Annotated in this window: 9 protein-coding genes; 2 read left to right on the top strand and 7 right to left on the bottom strand. The window is 65.3% G+C overall.

The window, feature by feature from the left end; genetic code table 11:
- Positions 1–30: 30 nt before the first annotated feature.
- From uvrA to HD842_RS15145, 7 genes are all read right to left on the bottom strand, one after another.
- Entirely contained in the window at positions 31–2574 is a 2544-nt protein-coding gene (uvrA, locus tag HD842_RS15115) for an excinuclease ABC subunit UvrA (protein WP_183555550.1), read from the bottom strand.
- 238 nt (positions 2575–2812) lie between these two features.
- Positions 2813–3982 carry a TIGR03088 family PEP-CTERM/XrtA system glycosyltransferase gene (locus HD842_RS15120; RefSeq protein WP_183555961.1) on the bottom strand — a complete coding sequence of 390 codons (1170 nt, stop codon included), beginning with the start codon at positions 3980–3982 and terminating at the stop codon, positions 2813–2815.
- Positions 3969–5195, bottom strand: a complete 1227-nt coding sequence (locus tag HD842_RS15125) for a glycosyltransferase family 4 protein (RefSeq protein WP_183555551.1) — start codon at positions 5193–5195, stop codon at positions 3969–3971. The genes HD842_RS15120 and HD842_RS15125 overlap by 14 nt, the downstream gene beginning before the upstream one ends.
- Before the next feature lie 119 nt (positions 5196–5314).
- Positions 5315–6574, bottom strand: a complete 1260-nt coding sequence (locus HD842_RS15130; RefSeq protein WP_183555552.1) for a glycosyltransferase — start codon at positions 6572–6574, stop codon at positions 5315–5317.
- 19 nt (positions 6575–6593) lie between these two features.
- On the bottom strand, positions 6594–7130 hold the full coding sequence (locus tag HD842_RS15135) for a pyridoxamine 5'-phosphate oxidase family protein (RefSeq protein ID WP_183555553.1): 537 nt from the start codon (positions 7128–7130) through the stop codon (positions 6594–6596).
- Between the two features lie 135 nt (positions 7131–7265).
- A complete protein-coding gene (locus tag HD842_RS15140; protein WP_370660842.1) occupies positions 7266–7748 on the bottom strand; it encodes a cyanophycin metabolism-associated DUF1854 family protein in 483 nt (160 codons plus the stop codon).
- Positions 7745–10024 carry a cyanophycin metabolism-associated ABC transporter gene (locus HD842_RS15145; protein WP_221290636.1) on the bottom strand — a complete coding sequence of 760 codons (2280 nt, stop codon included), beginning with the start codon at positions 10022–10024 and terminating at the stop codon, positions 7745–7747. The genes HD842_RS15140 and HD842_RS15145 overlap by 4 nt, the downstream gene beginning before the upstream one ends.
- A gap of 300 nt (positions 10025–10324) precedes the next feature.
- Between HD842_RS15145 and HD842_RS15150 the strand changes: the two genes are divergently transcribed.
- Both HD842_RS15150 and cphA read left to right on the top strand, forming a co-directional pair.
- Positions 10325–12502, top strand: a complete 2178-nt coding sequence (locus HD842_RS15150) for a cyanophycin synthetase (RefSeq protein ID WP_183555556.1) — start codon at positions 10325–10327, stop codon at positions 12500–12502.
- Positions 12503–12589: 87 nt separating this feature from the next.
- A complete protein-coding gene (cphA, locus tag HD842_RS15155) occupies positions 12590–15163 on the top strand; it encodes a cyanophycin synthetase (protein WP_183555557.1) in 2574 nt (857 codons plus the stop codon).
- Positions 15164–15194 lie beyond the last annotated feature (31 nt).

Here is a 15194-nt window from a genome sequence, read left to right on the forward strand (position 1 = left end):
GGATACGCCCCGGGCGCACCGCTTCGCGTGCTACCCCGCCTCAACCAGATGCGGCTTCAGGTACTGCGCAGTGCGGCTTTTCTTGTTGCGTGCGACATCCTGTGGCGGCCCGGCCACCACGATGTTGCCGCCCAAGTCGCCTGCACCGGGACCGACATCGATCACCCAATCACTGCCGGCAACCACGCGCATCGTGTGCTCGACCACAATGACGGTGTTGCCAGCGTCGACCAGCCGGTTCAGCTGCACCATCAGGCGGTCGGCATCGACCGGGTGCAGGCCCGTGGTCGGCTCGTCCAGCACGTACAGCGCATTGCCGCGCGTGGCGCGCTGCAGTTCGGACGCCAGCTTGATGCGCTGCGCCTCGCCGCCCGACAGCTCAGTGGCCGGCTGGCCCAGGCGCAGGTAATCCAGACCCACCTCGTTCAGCACTTCCAGCGAGCGCTCGACCAGCGCTTCATCCTTGAAGAACGTGATCGCCTCGCCCACCGTCATGCCCAGGACCTCGGCGATGTTCTTGCCCCGATACGTCACTTCGAGCGTCTGCGCGTTGTAGCGCGCGCCGTCGCAGGTCGGGCATGGCGCGTACACGCTTGGCAGGAACAGCAGCTCGACCATCACGAAGCCTTCGCCAGCGCAATGCTCGCAGCGGCCCTTGGCGACGTTGAACGAGAAGCGGCCGGCGTCGAAACGGCGCTTTTTCGCATCCGGCGTGGCCGCGAACAGCTTGCGTACCTGGTCGAACAGGCCGGTGTAGGTGGCCAGGTTCGAGCGCGGCGTGCGCCCGATCGGTTTCTGGTCCACCCGCACCAGGCGCCGCACACTCTCCATCCCGGCCACGATGCGCCCTTCCAGCGGCAAGGCTTCGTCGCGTTCGAGGTCCGGTTCGTCGGACTGCTCTTCCGCCACCGCACTGCCCTGCCCCAGCGCCGCGCCGACCAGCTCGACCAGCACCTGACTGACGAGGCTCGATTTGCCGGAGCCCGACACGCCCGTCACGCTCGTCAGGACGCCCAACGGGAACGCCACGGCGAGATCCTGCAGATTGTTGCGGCGTACGCCTTCGAGCTTGAGCCAGCCGGTCGGTTCGCGTGGCGTGCGCGGCGCCAGGGCCGCTTCGCCAAACAGGTAGCGCCGCGTTTGCGATGCTTCCACGTCGCGCAATCCGTCCGGCACGCCGCTGTACAGCACCTGGCCACCGCGTTCGCCGGCCAGCGGCCCGACGTCGACGATCCAGTCGGCCTGGCGGATCACGTCCAGCGCGTGCTCGACGACGAACAGCGAATTGCCAGCCGCTTTCAATTGCGCCAGTGCGTCGAGCAGCGCTTCGGCGTCGGCCGGATGCAGGCCGGCCGACGGTTCATCGAGCACGTACACGACGCCGAACAGGCTGGAACGCACTTGCGTGGCCAGGCGCAGACGCTGCAGTTCGCCCGGCGACAGGCTCGGCGTGCTGCGATCGAGCGCCAGGTAACCGAGACCCAGCGCCAGCAGCACCTCGATGCGCGCCGACAGGTCATCGGCGATGCGCCGGCGCACGATCAGCTGTTCGGCGTGCAAGCCTTTCTCAACCTTGCTCGTCGCGTGCGTGTACGGCGCCAGCAGTTCGGCCAGACGCGCCAGCGGCAGGCGCGAGAGTTCGGCGATGTCCATGCCGGCAAACGTCACCGACAGCGACTCGCGCCGCAGGCGCTTGCCTTCGCATTCCGGACACGCGGTGCTGACCATATAGCGCGCCACGCGCTTTTTCATCGACGCGCTTTCGGTATTGGCAAACGTCTGCATCACGTAGCGGCGCACGCCGGTAAACGTGCCCTGATAGCTGGGCGTGTCCTTGCGCTTGAGCGCGGCGCGGGTTTCTGCAGGCGTCAGGCCGCCGTACACGGGCACGCTCGGGCTTTCTTCGGTGTACAGGATCCAGTCGCGGTCTTTCTTCGGCAGGTCGCGCCACGGGGTGTCGACGTCGTAACCCAGCGTGACCAGGACGTCGCGCAGGTTCTGGCCATGCCAGGCCGGCGGCCAGGCGGCAATCGCCCGTTCGCGGATCGTCAGGCTGTCGTCCGGGACCATCGATTGCTCGGTCACCTCGAACACGCGCCCCATCCCCGAACAGCGCGGGCACGCGCCCTGCGGCGTGTTGGGAGAGAACGATTCGGCGTACAGCAGCTCTTGCCCGGCCGGATAATCGCCAGCACGCGAATACAGCATGCGCAGCGAATTGGACAAGGTGCTGACACTGCCGACCGACGAGCGGGCCGTGGGCGTGCCGCGCTGCTGCTGCAGGGCGACGGCCGGCGGCAAGCCTTCGATCGTGTCGACTTCGGGCACCGGCATCTGGTGAAACAGGCGGCGCGCATAAGGCGAGACCGATTCGAGATAGCGGCGCTGCGCTTCGGCATACAGCGTGCCGAAGGCGAGCGACGATTTACCCGAGCCCGACACGCCAGTAAATACGACGAGTTGTCCGCGCGGGATGTCGAGGCTGACGTTTTTCAGATTGTGTTCGCGGGCGCCGCGGACATGGACGAAGCCGTCTTCGGCAGCGTTCTGGGGGGTGGTTTTCTTGCTGGGCATCTGCCCTCCGGCGTGAATAGCGATCCAGCATTGAACGACGGCGGGCAGACGGTGTCGGTGCGCTTGTCAACAATTGCGCTGCGAATGACGCGGCGAAGCGGGCGTGTCCTGCCCGGTACGGCGCGCGGGCGCGCGACAACAGGCAGTGAGCCGCGCGCACGTCCGGTCATGGCCGGTTTGAGAAGGCTGGGCACCTGAACGACACCCTGCGCCTCGAATTGCCAGATCGAGAAGCCGGTCAGCGCTCTACATTGGTTAGGTGTGATGAAGGAAGCGGCCGCTTGCACCGGCCATACAGGGCGTCGTACTTTGTCACCATCGCATCGACGCCAAAATGTGCCTGGACACGCGCCCGCCCCGCCGCACCATGGCGGCCGGCCAGTGCCGGATCGGCAATATAGGTGCCGATGGCGTCGGCGAGCGAGTGTGGATCGGCCGGATCGGACAGCAGACCGGTTTGCCCGTCCAGCACCAGTTGCGGCACCCCGCCGACCCTGCTTGCCACCACCGGCAAGCCGGTTGCCATCGCTTCCATGATGGTCACTGGCGTTCCTTCGGACAGAGAAGGCAGCACGAACACGGAAAAGCCGCGCATGATCTCGGCGACATCGTCACGTGCACCGGGAAGCCAGACCTGGCGCCCCCAACCCTCGCGGGCGATGCGTTCACGCAGGGCCGGCAGCAGCGGGCCGTCGCCGACAATCGCCAGGCGCAGGTCGGCCTGCTGCGCCGGGAACGCGGCGAGCAGCATGCCGAAAGCATCGAGCAGACCGTCATGGTTCTTGATGCGGTCGATCCGGCCGACCGTGCCGATCCAGATCGCCCGGGATGCGCCTGGAGCACGCGCCGGGCCAGGCATGAAGTGCGCCGTGTCCACGCCATTGGCGATCATGCTGATCTTGCGCTCCGGCACACCGACGGTATGACGCAGCCAGCCGCCCAGATCGGCCGACACCGGGACGAACGCGTCGACGAACGGCACGAGCAGCCGCCGGAGCGTGTTGTACTTGCGATGCCTGCCGCTCATTTCAATGCTGTCGCGGCCATGCTCGGCGTGAACGCGAAGCGGCACGCCGGCCAGCCAGGCAGTCAGGCAATACTCGATCGTGCTGATGTTGTAAGTGTGCAGCACGGCGGGACGCAGCCGGCGCAGCAGCGCCCACAGTGCCCGGTGCGACGAGAAGCTCTGCCCCGGCTGCTTGTCCAGCGTATGGAACTGGACGTCCGGCCTGTGCACGAGGCTGGCATACGCCGTATGGCCTGCCAGGCAAATCACCGCGTGCCGGTAGTGCTGCGCCGGCATGCGGTTGATGCATTGCGCCAACAGCGTCTGCAGGCCGCCGACCTCGAAGCGGTACAGCACATGGACGACGAGCGGGACCGCCGAATCGGCCTCAGTGCAGGTCACGAATGGCTTCCGCTTTGCAGGCCGCCGGGCGCGTCTGCGGCAATGGGCGCATGGCCGCGTTGTGGAACAGGCGGATCTGGCCGCGCGTCGTCTCACCCCAGCCGAAGTTTTCGGCGTAGGCGCGCGTGGCTGCATGATCCGGGTAATTGGCGCGCAAGCGTCGTACGCCATCGGCCACGCCCTGCGCTGTCAGCGTGTCCATCAGCACACCGGCCGCCGGCGAGCGTACGACCTCCGGCGTGCCCCAGACATTGCTGGCCACCACGGGGGTGCCACACGCCATGGCTTCCAGCAGAACGTTGGCCCACCCTTCGCGGCTCGACGCCAGGACGAGCGCGTTCGCCGCGCCGTAATACTGGCGCAGGACGTCCTGCGTCAGTGGCCCGAGGAAAGTGACCCGCTCGGCAACGCCAAGCGCCCGCGCCAGCGCTTCGAGCCTGCCCCGCTCGGGCCCGCTGCCAGCGATCATCAGGCGCACGCCGGCCAGTTGCGGCAGCGCCTGGATGATGAGGTCATGCCCCTTGCGGGGATCGAGGTAACCGACCGACAGCAGGGTGAACCCTTCCATGCCCAGGTCCCGGCGCGCTTCGTCGCGGCTGACGGGCTTGAACAACTGCAGGTCGACGCCATTGCGCAAGGTCGTGATGCGCCGACCATCGGCACCGAACCTGATCATTTCTGCCCTGAGTGCTTCACAGACGGTGATGACCTCTGCCGCCTGCGCGGCTGCCCACAGAATCATGCGCCGGGGGATGGGATACTGGAGAATCAGGTTGATGTCGGTGCCCAGCGCCGAGATGACGACCGGCTTGTTGAAATACTTGCCGAGCAATGCAGCGGCGACACCGTCGGGATAAAAATAATGGGCATCGATGACGTCGAAGTCATACCCTTCGTCCAGCAGACGGCCGATGACGCCTTTGGCCGCGCAGGCAAGGCTCATCGGTGCAAGATGCATACCGATCTTCGGCAGCACGGCAAAACGCGGGTGGTGCACCTCCACGCCAATGCGCGTTTCGATCTTCGGCGCCCTGGCCAGCACGCTGTAGCCGCCAAACATGTCCCCGCTGAACGGAAACCAGGGAATTGGCGCCACGACCCTGGCTTCGATCTCGCCGGTCTCGAGCTGATGCCGTAACGTGGTTTCGGTAAAGATGCCGTGGTGTGGCTTGGCTGCGTTGGGAAACAAAGTACTGAAAGTCAGGATTTTCATGATTACGTGGTCGGCATCGATGCAGGGTGGCTGGTAAAAAGCCAATCGCCGATTTTCTCACTCAACCATGATTGTTTCAATAATTATATTTACTTTCGGAAAAGTTTTTACAGTAACCATCAATCTTCGGAAGATGGATGCGACACCAGCGTTTCCAGCGCCGCGCACAAGCCATCGATTCCGGGCCCTTGCGCCTGCGACCTTGCGATCTCGGCGCACCGGCGGGCGTATCTGTCATTGTCGATCAGTGTCGAGAGTGCATCCCCCATGCGGCGCGCTGTCACCTTCGTCGCATGCAGGCTCACGCCCGCCCCCAGCGCCACCACCCGCGCCGCATTATCGAACTGATCGTGCGCGAGCGGCACCACCAGTTGCGGCGTACCGGCACGCAGCGCTTCGGCCGTCGTGCCGATGCCGCCGTGATGCACCAGCGCCGCAACATGGGGCAGCAAGGCCTTGAGCGGCACATAGTCTTGCCAGCAGATGGACGGCGGCAGCGAGCCGGGCAGCTGCTCGCGGTGCGGCGTCAGGAAAATCGCGCGCAGGCCCAGCTGCGCGACGGCGTGCGCCGCCGCTTCGAAATAGCGCCCCGCCTGCCGGTTGCCCGTGCCTGGCGTGAACATGATCGGTGGCGCGCCAGCGGCGAGAAACGCCCGCAGCGTGGCGCTCGGCGCAGCGTCCGGATCGGGATCATAGAGAGGAAAGCCGGCCTGATACAGCGGCTGCGGCCAGTCCGGCACGGGCGCGGCAAACCAGTCGGGAAACAGCGCCAGCGACAGGTCGGGAATAGTCTGGATGTAGTCGATCAGGCTGCGCACGCGGGGCAATCCACGCTCTTGGCGCGCCGCGTTCAGGCCGGGCAAGGCGACCGGATCGATGAAGCGTGCGGCGAGCGTGCGCCACAACCAGCGGCGCACACCATGTGGCACCCAGGTCGGCACGGGCCAGGGCCCCAGCAGCAACGGATCGTGTACGGTCGGAAGGTTCGACGGCGCCAGCCAGGTCGCTGCAATGCGCAGGCCAGGCCGGTTGAGGCGGCACAGGTCCGCTTCGGGCAGGGCCAGCGGATGCACAAGCAGCAAGGTGTCCTTGCCGCTGTCGAGCGCCGCCACCATGGCAGGCAGTTGTGCCATTGCCGGTCGCGTTGCGTCCCACACCACGGCCAGGCCACGGGTGGGATGCCACAGGTCGGGATGATCGAGCACGGCCGGATCGGCCGGCAACCCGTGAAAGGTCAGGCCAGCCGCATCGACGTACAGTGCATGCAACTCGGGCCCGAGAAAATCGACACGGTGCCCGCGCTCGCGCAGGGCCCGCCCGATCCACAGGAACGGGAACAGGTCCCCGGCCGAGCCCATCGTCACCAGGATTACATGCATGGGCCCGCCCTTCCCGGATTTAGAAGGTCAGCGTGCCTTCAATGGAATCATCCAGCGTCTTGCCGAGCACGGCGCCGATCGCCATCTTTGCGCCGGCGACGATACCGCCGTGCTTGTTGTCCCAATAATAACCGGACTTCGGGGTCACCTTGATCACAATGATGCGCGGGTCGTCCTCGCCTTCGGTGAACCAGGTTTTCAGCAGCGGCTCCCACAGTTGCTTGATGCGGGCCTTGTCCTGCGAGACTTCTGCGTGGCCGTCGAGTTCGAGAAATGCGGCGTTTTCGCCTGACTGGAAGAACAGTTTGACGGTCGGATTGGCTTGCAGTTCCTGGTTCGTGTGGCTGTCGATCGCGCCCAGGTACCAGATGGCGCCGTTGTCGTCGGTCTCGCGCACGCTCATCGGGCGCACGCCGCGGCTGTCGCCGGTGCCGCCGCCGGTGATGAAGAAGCCGGTCTCGGCATCGTCAATGATGTCCTTGATGCGTTCAATGGCTTCTGCGCCTGCCAGATCGCGGCGGTTTTCTTCGGGCTGGTTGCGGTTGATGGAATCCATGGTCGTCTCCTGTTAGCGAAGGCCGTGTGGCCGATGAGACAACTGTAACGTCATCTAGAGCGGCGGTATGTTGGCCGACGAACGGATGGAGCCACATGTCCCCGCTGACGGGTCAAAGCGGGGACGCTCTGCCCGTTACAGGAAACGGTCGAGGATCTTGCGGCTGTGCTTGTCGATCTTGAACATGTCGCGCACCAAGAAGTTGATGCCGTGACTGTCGGCCACCAGCAGCGATGCTTCGCCGATGCGGCGAATATCCTCGTCGAGCTTGAGAACGAACTCGGTGTCGCCCCGGTCGGTCGTCACATACCAGGTGCACGGCGTGGCAAAGCTCGATACATCCTTGATATTGATGATCTCGGGGATGAACTCGCGTCCGCCGATTTCGTCACTGATGAGCGTGCGGATAGCCTCGGGCATGGTGGCCAGATCGTCGATCCAGGCGACCTCTTTGCCGCCATCGCGCACGAGCGAGATGCCCTTGGTCGGCGCCTGGATCGGGAAGGCACGCACGGGCGTGATGCCCACGTATTCTTCACCAGTCTCGAGAGTGATCACCAGCTTGCCAAAGCTGTCGCGGCGCAGCTGGAACGGGGTTGTTGAAACAGTACTCATCATGCGTCCTTGTCGTCCAGGTCCTGGTCCACGTTGCGCGCTTGCGCTTCGTACAGGCGGTGATAGGCGCCTTCGCGCGCCATCAGGTCATCGTGGCTGCCCTCTTCCACCACCACGCCACGGTCGAGCACGATCAGGCGGTCGGCGCGGTGCAGCGTCGACAGGCGGTGAGCAATGGCAATGGTCGTGCGGCCCTGCACCAGATTGTCGAGCGCCTTCTGGATTTCTTTCTCGGTTTCCGAGTCCACCGACGAGGTCGCCTCGTCCATGATCAGGATCGGCGGATCGATCAACAGTGCGCGCGCAATCGAGATGCGCTGGCGCTCGCCGCCCGACAGGCCCTGGCCGCGCTCGCCGACCATCGAATCGTAGCCCTGCGGCAGGCGCAGGATGAACTCGTGCGCATGCGCGGCCCGGGCCGAGGCGATGATGTCTTCGCGCGACGCATCCGGCTTGCCGTAGGCGATGTTCTCCGCAATGGTGCCGAAGAACAGGAACGGTTCCTGCAGCACCAGGCCGATATTGCGGCGGTAATCGGCCACGGCGAACGAACGGATATCCTTGCCGTCGAGCAGGATCGCGCCTTCGGACACATCGTAGAAGCGGCAGATCAGATTGACCAGCGTGCTCTTGCCCGACCCGCTGTGACCGACCAGGCCCACCATCTCGCCGGCCTTGATGTTCAGCGAAATGCCGCGATTGACGGCGCGGTTGCCGTAGCGGAAACCGACTTCACGCAGCTCGATATTGCCCTCGACCTTGGTGACCTGCACCGGGTTGACCGGATCGGGCACGCTCGAGACGTGGTCGAGAATGTCGAAGATACGCTTGGCGGCCGAGGCCGACTTTTGCGTGACCGACACGATGCGGCTCATCGAATCGAGGCGCACGTAGAAACGGCCGCTGTAGGCGATGAAAGCGGTGAGCGTACCGACCGTAATGTCGCCGCGCGAGACTTGCCAGATGCCGAAGCACCAGATCACGAGCAGGCCCAGCTCGGTCAGGAACGACACGCTCGGCGAGAACAGCGACCACACGCGGTTGAGCTTATCGTTGACATTCAGGTTGTGCCGGTTGGCTTCGCGGAAACGGGCCGCTTCGCGCTTCTCTTGCGCGAAGGCTTTCACGACACGGATACCCGGAATCGTATCGGCCAGCACATTGGTCACCTCGCCCCAGACGCGGTCGATCTTTTCAAAGCCGGTGCGCAGTTTGTCGCGCACCAGGTGGATCATCCAGGCGATGAATGGCAGCGGCGCCAGCGTTACGAGGGCCAGCCACGGATTGATCGAGAACAGGATCACGCCCGTCATGATGATCATCAGGACGTCAGACAAAAAGTCCAGCAGGTGGAGCGACAGGAACACGCAGATGCGGTCGGAGCCGCTGCCGATACGCGCCATCAGGTCGCCCGTGCGCTTGCCGCCGAAAAATTCGAGCGACAGGCGCATCAGGTGTTCGTAGGTAGTCGAGCGCAGGTCGGCGCCGATGCGCTCGGAGGCCAGCGCCAGCACATAGGTCTTGGCCCAGCCCAGCGCCCAGGCCAGCACGGCCGAGGCCAGCAAGCCGCCCATATACATATACACGAGGCTCGTGTCGATCTGCTGCCCGTTCTGGTACGGGATCAGGACATTGTCCATCAGCGGCATCGTCAGGTACGGCGGAATCATGTGCGCGCCGGTCGAGCCCAGCATCAGCAGGAAGCCCAGGAACAACTGCCCCTGATACGGCTTAGCGAAACGCCACAGGCGGAACAGCGTCCACGTCGACGGCGGGGTGTGCAGGACTTTTTCGCAGATCGGGCAATCGTCCTGGTCGGCGTCGAGCGGCGCCTTGCAACTTGGACAAGTGTGCTGCTCGGGCGGCTGGATGGCCACGCCCGTCAGTGCGCTTTCCATCTGATCCTGGAACTGGTCGGCCACGCGCACGGCGTGCAGGTTCTGGCCCAGCGTGAAGCGCCAGCTGGCCAGAAGCCCATGTGCATCGGTCAGTTCGAGATGCCCGACGCCGGCGTGGTCGTGGTGGCGCAGCGCAAGTCCTTCGCGGTACGGCCAGTCGCGCCACGCCGTTTCGCCCGGCGCGCGCGCCAGCAGACGCCGGTCGGTGACGAGAACTAATCCTTTTGAGAAATGTAATTTCGCATCGAGGTCAACCTCCACGCTGCTTAAAACGTTTTCCCCTGGTGCAAGCTGTTTCGCGACATCATTTTGCCAGTGATCAGGCAAGAAATTAGCGGCTACTGCCAGCGAAGACGGACTGGCAAATTGTTGTGTTGTCATGGTTTGCGCCCGAGACGGGCTTTAATTCGGCAAAGATTCGGTATGGGTAAAGCGTGTGGCTATTGTTTTTATGCCAAGCAGCAAACGCTCTACAGAGCGCTAGAACGTTTTTGGGCTGGGTTTGGATGACACGAAATGTGTTTTGGTGAAAATATTGCGGCTAAGTAAAAGCCGCAACTGGATCAGATCAGCGCGTGATGTGCGCTGCGATTGGCGACCTTTCGCTAACGTAGTGACACCTCAGGCATACAAGGAAAAGTCGCCGGTGTGGGAGTAGCGCCAGGCGACCAACGTATTTACATGACGAAAAAGAACGACATCAAATTCCTGCGCATCAATTATCTGGCGGGACCAAACATCTGGACCTATCGGCCCGTGATCGAGGCCTGGCTCGACATCGGCGAACTGGAAGACTATCCCTCGAATCTGCTCCCCGGGTTCACGACGCGCCTGACCACCTGGCTGCCGGGCCTGATCGAGCACCACTGCGGCGTCGGCTACCACGGCGGCTTCATCGAGCGCCTGAACGAAGGCACCTGGGCCGGCCACATCCTCGAGCACGTCGTGCTCGAAGTGCAGAGCCTGGCCGGCATGAAGACCGGCTTTGGCAAGACCCGCTCCACCGGCGAACATGGCGTCTACAAGATGGCCTTCCGCACGCGGGACAACGTCGTCGGCCGCGCCGCGCTTGACGTCAGCCATCGCCTGATGATGGCCGCCATCAACGACGAGCCGTTCGACCTGCCCGCCGCCATTGCGCGCCTGACCGACATGGTCGACCGCCTGTGCCTGGGCCCGTCGACCGCGCACATCGTGGACGCCGCCACCGACCGCCGCATCCCGTCGATCCGCCTGACCGACGGCAATCTGGTGCAACTGGGTTATGGCGCCGCGCAGCGCCGCATCTGGACTGCCGAGACCGACCGCACCAGCGCGATTGCCGAAGGCATCGCCAGCGACAAGGACATGACCAAGAACCTGCTCGCTTCGTGCGGCGTGCCGGTGCCGGAAGGCGCCATCGCGCGCAGCGCCGATGCGGCCTGGGAAGAAGCGGCCGACATCGGCCTGCCCGTGGTCGTCAAGCCGATCGACGCCAATCACGGCCGCGGCGTCTCGCTGAACCTGAACACCGAAGCCGAAGTGCGCGCCGCCTACGTGATCGCATCCGAAGAAGGCGAAAGCCGCTCGGTGCTGGTCGAGCGCTTCATCACGGGCAGCGAGCACCGCCTGCTGGTGGTTGGCCGCAAAGTGGTCGCCGTCGCGCGCGGCGAATCGCTGTGGGTGACGGGCGATGGCCGCCAGAACGTGGCCGAGCTGTGCGACAGCCAGATCAATATCGACCCGCGCCGCGGCGAAAGCGAAGAATTCCCGCTCAGCCCCGTCGAGCCGCGCAAGAGCGAAGAAAACCAGTTGCAGCTCAAGCGCCAGGGCCTCACGCCCGACACGGTGCCGCCGGCCGGCCAGAAGGTGCTGATCCAGATGAACGGCAACGTCGCCGACGACGTCACCGACCAGCTGCACCCGGAGGTCGCGCACGCCGCGGCACTGGCCGCGCGCATCGTCGGCCTGGACATCGCCGGCATCGACCTGGTGTGCGAAGACATCAGCCGCCCACTGGCCGAACAACGCGGCGCGATCATCGAAGTAAACGCCAGCCCGGGCCTGCTGGCCCACACCAAACCCGCCAGCGGCACCGCCCGCAACGTCGGCAAGGACATCATCGAACACCTGTTCGCACCGGACGACACGGCGCGCATTCCGGTGGTCGGCGTGACCGGCTCGCTCGGCTGCAGCCTGATCACGCGCCTGATCGGCTGCCTGGTCAACATCACCGGCAAAGAGGTCGGCGTGGCCAATGGCGAAGGCCTGTACCTGAATGCGCGCGTGATCTCGAACCGCGACAGTACGGGCGTCGAAGCCGGCCAGCGCATCCTGATCAACCGTAACGTTCAGACGGCGGTGTTCGAATCAAACGCCCGCTCGATCCTGCAGGACGGCCTGCCCTACGACCGCTGCACCGTGGGCGTCGTGACCGACATGGCGGGCCTGGCCGACCTGGCAGAGTTTCATATCCATGACGACGACGCGCTGCGCAACGTGATCCGCACCCAGGTCGACGTGATCCTGCCGGACGGCGTGGCCGTGCTCAATGCCGCCAACGAGCAGGTCGCGGCGCTGGCCGAACTGTGCGACGGCGGCGTGATCTTCTACGCCTTCGACGAACACCATGCGGTGCTGGCGGCGCACCGCGCGGCCGGCGAGCGGATCGTGTTCGTCCGTGACGGACGCATCATGCTGGCCGAAGGCGACGCGGAAACGCGCCTGAACACGCTGGATACGATGAAGCCGTCGACCGTGAAGTACCCCGAAAACGTGCTGGCAGCAGTGGCAGCGGCGTGGGCGCTTGGCGTGCCGAGCGACCTGCTGTGCGGCGGCCTGCGCGCGTTCGACGCGACACCAAAACAAACGACACATTGAATGACACTGCCCGGCAACCTGCCGGGCCTGGCGCCCGCCCCCGCGCATGTGCGCGCGGTGCACGGCCCGCGAAAGGAATGACGGTTTATGGAAGTATCTCGCGTACGGGCCCTGCGTGGCCCCAATCTCTGGAGCCACCACACCTCGGTCGAGGCGATCGTGACGTGCACGCCTGAAGAAGAATCGATTGGCGAACTGCCCGGTTTCGAATCGCGCCTGCGCGTGCGCTTCCCGCAGATCGGCGGCCTGCAGCCGTTCGGCCACTACGAAACGATCCCGCTGGCCCACGTGCTCGAACTGGTCGCGCTGCACCTGCAGGCCGAAGCCGGCTGCCCGGTGACGTTCAGCCGTACCACCGCCACGCTGGAAACCGGCACCTACCAGGTGGTCGTCGAATACAGCGAAGAAGACGTCGGCCGCCAGGCCCTCGAACTTGCGCAGCAGTTGATCGAAGCGGCCCGCAACGACACCCCGTTCGACGTGCCCGCCGCGCTGGCGCAACTGCGCGCGACGGATGAAGACGTGCGTCTGGGACCGTCGACCGGCTCGATCGTGCAGGCCGCCGTGGCCCGCAACATCCCGTTCCGCCGCCTGACCGAAGGCAGCATGGTCATGTTCGGCTGGGGTAGCCGCGCGCGCCGCATCCAGGCCGCCGAGATCGACGCCACCGGCGCCATTGCCGAATCGATCGCGCAGGACAAGGAACTGACCAAGAAGCTGCTCGACGCAGCCGGCGTGCCGGTGCCGCAGGGCCGCGGCGTCTCCGACCCCGACGACGCATGGGCCGCCGCGATGGAAATCGGCCTGCCGGTGGTGATCAAGCCAAAGGACGGCAACCAGGGCAAGGGCGTGACGGTCAACGTCACCACCCGCGAGCAGCTCGACGCCGGCTTCAAGGCCGCGAGCGAGTTCCGCGACGACATCCTGGTCGAACGCTACCTGCCGGGCCACGACTACCGCCTGCTGGTGGTAGGCGACAAGCTGGTAGCAGCCGCGCGCCGCGAACCGCCGCAGGTGGTGGGCGACGGCGAGCGCAGCGTGCGCGAGCTGGTCGAACAGGTCAACCTCGACCCGCGCCGCGGCGATGGCCACGGCACGTCGCTGACCAAGATCCGCTTCGACGACATCGCCATCGGCACGCTGGACCAGAACGGCTTGACGCCGGACTCGGTGCCCGCCATCGGCCAGCGCGTCGTCCTGCGCAATAACGCGAACCTGTCGACCGGCGGCTCGGCCACCGACGTCACCGACGACGTGCACCCTGAAGTCGCGGCGCGCGCGGTTGCTGCCGCCCACATGATCGGCCTGGATATCTGTGGCGTCGATCTGGTCTGCGACAGCGTCCTCAAACCGATTGAGGACCAGAACGGCGGCATCGTCGAAGTCAACGCCGCACCGGGCCTGCGCATGCACCTGGCGCCATCATTCGGCAAACCGCGCCCGATCGGCGAGGCGATCGTCGACACGCTGTTCAAGGACGGCGACGATGGCCGCATCCCGATCGTGGCCGTCACCGGCACCAACGGCAAGACGACCACCGTGCGCCTGATCGCACACCTGCTCACGGCGTCCGGCCTGCGCACCGGCATGACCAACACCGACGGCGTCTACATCGAAGGCCGCCGCATCGAAAGCGGCGACTGCAGCGGCCCGCGCAGCGCGCGCAACGTGCTGCTGCACCCTGACGTTGACGCCGCCGTGTTCGAAACGGCGCGCGGCGGCCTGCTGCGCGAAGGCCTGGCCTACGACAAGTGCCAGGTCGCGGTGGTGACCAATATCGGCTCGGGCGACCACCTCGGCCTGAACTACATCACCACGCTCGAAGACCTGGCGGTGCTCAAGCGCGTGATCGTGCAGAACGTGGCCGTGGGCGGCATGGCGGTACTCAATGCCGCCGATCCGACCGTGGCGGCGATGGCCGAACGGACGCGCGGCGACGTGACGTTCTTCGCGCAGGACGTGGGCAATCCGGTCATGGCGATGCACCGCGCCCAGGGCCGCCGCGTCGTCTTCGTCGAAGAGGGCTATCTGGTGGCGGCGCAGGAATCGTTCGTCGAACGCATCGACCTGAAGGAAGTGCCGATCACGCGCGGCGGCGTGGTGGGCTTCCAGGTTGAGAACGTGATGGCCTCGGTGGCCGCCGCCTGGGGCGTGGGCACGTCGTGGGACGCGATCCGCCTGGGCCTGAAGACCTTTGTCGGCGAGAGCGACAATGCGCCAGGGCGCTTCAACGTGTTCGATTACAAGGGCGCGACCGTGATCGCCGACTACGGCCACAACCCGGATGCCATTGCCGCGCTGGTCAATGCGGTGGAAAGCATGCCCGCCAAGCGCCGCTCGGTGGTGATCAGCGGCGCCGGCGACCGGCGCGACCAGGACATCACGCAGCAGACCGAAATCCTGGGCGCGGCGTTCGACGACGTGCTGCTGTACCAGGATCAGTGCCAGCGTGGCCGCGCCGATGGCGAAGTCATTGCGCTGCTGCGCGCGGGGTTGAGCAATGCGACCCGCACCGGCCACGTCGAGGAAATCAATGGCGAGTTCGTGGCGATTGATCGTGCCCTTTCGCGTTTGGAAGATGGAGACTTGTGCCTGATCCTGATCGACCAGGTTGACGAGGCGCTGGCGCATATTACGGCGCGGGTCAAGGCAGCGAGCTGAGTATCGTTGCTGTGTTACCGGGGGCGGGCGA

Source organism: Massilia aurea (assembly GCF_014200505.1).
GTDB classification, from domain to species: Bacteria; Pseudomonadota; Gammaproteobacteria; order Burkholderiales; family Burkholderiaceae_D; genus Telluria; species Telluria aurea_B.

Coding starts and splice junctions, on each gene's coding strand:
- HD842_RS15125 (WP_183555551.1), bottom strand. CDS start 5,195: ATGAAAATCCTGACTTTCAGTACTTTGTTTCCCAACGCAGCCAAGCCA.
- HD842_RS15130 (WP_183555552.1), bottom strand. CDS start 6,574: ATGCATGTAATCCTGGTGACGATGGGCTCGGCCGGGGACCTGTTCCCG.
- cphA (WP_183555557.1), top strand. CDS start 12,590: ATGGAAGTATCTCGCGTACGGGCCCTGCGTGGCCCCAATCTCTGGAGC.
- uvrA (WP_183555550.1), bottom strand. CDS start 2,574: ATGCCCAGCAAGAAAACCACCCCCCAGAACGCTGCCGAAGACGGCTTC.
- HD842_RS15150 (WP_183555556.1), top strand. CDS start 10,325: ATGACGAAAAAGAACGACATCAAATTCCTGCGCATCAATTATCTGGCG.
- HD842_RS15140 (WP_370660842.1), bottom strand. CDS start 7,748: ATGATGAGTACTGTTTCAACAACCCCGTTCCAGCTGCGCCGCGACAGC.
- HD842_RS15145 (WP_221290636.1), bottom strand. CDS start 10,024: ATGACAACACAACAATTTGCCAGTCCGTCTTCGCTGGCAGTAGCCGCT.
- HD842_RS15135 (WP_183555553.1), bottom strand. CDS start 7,130: ATGGATTCCATCAACCGCAACCAGCCCGAAGAAAACCGCCGCGATCTG.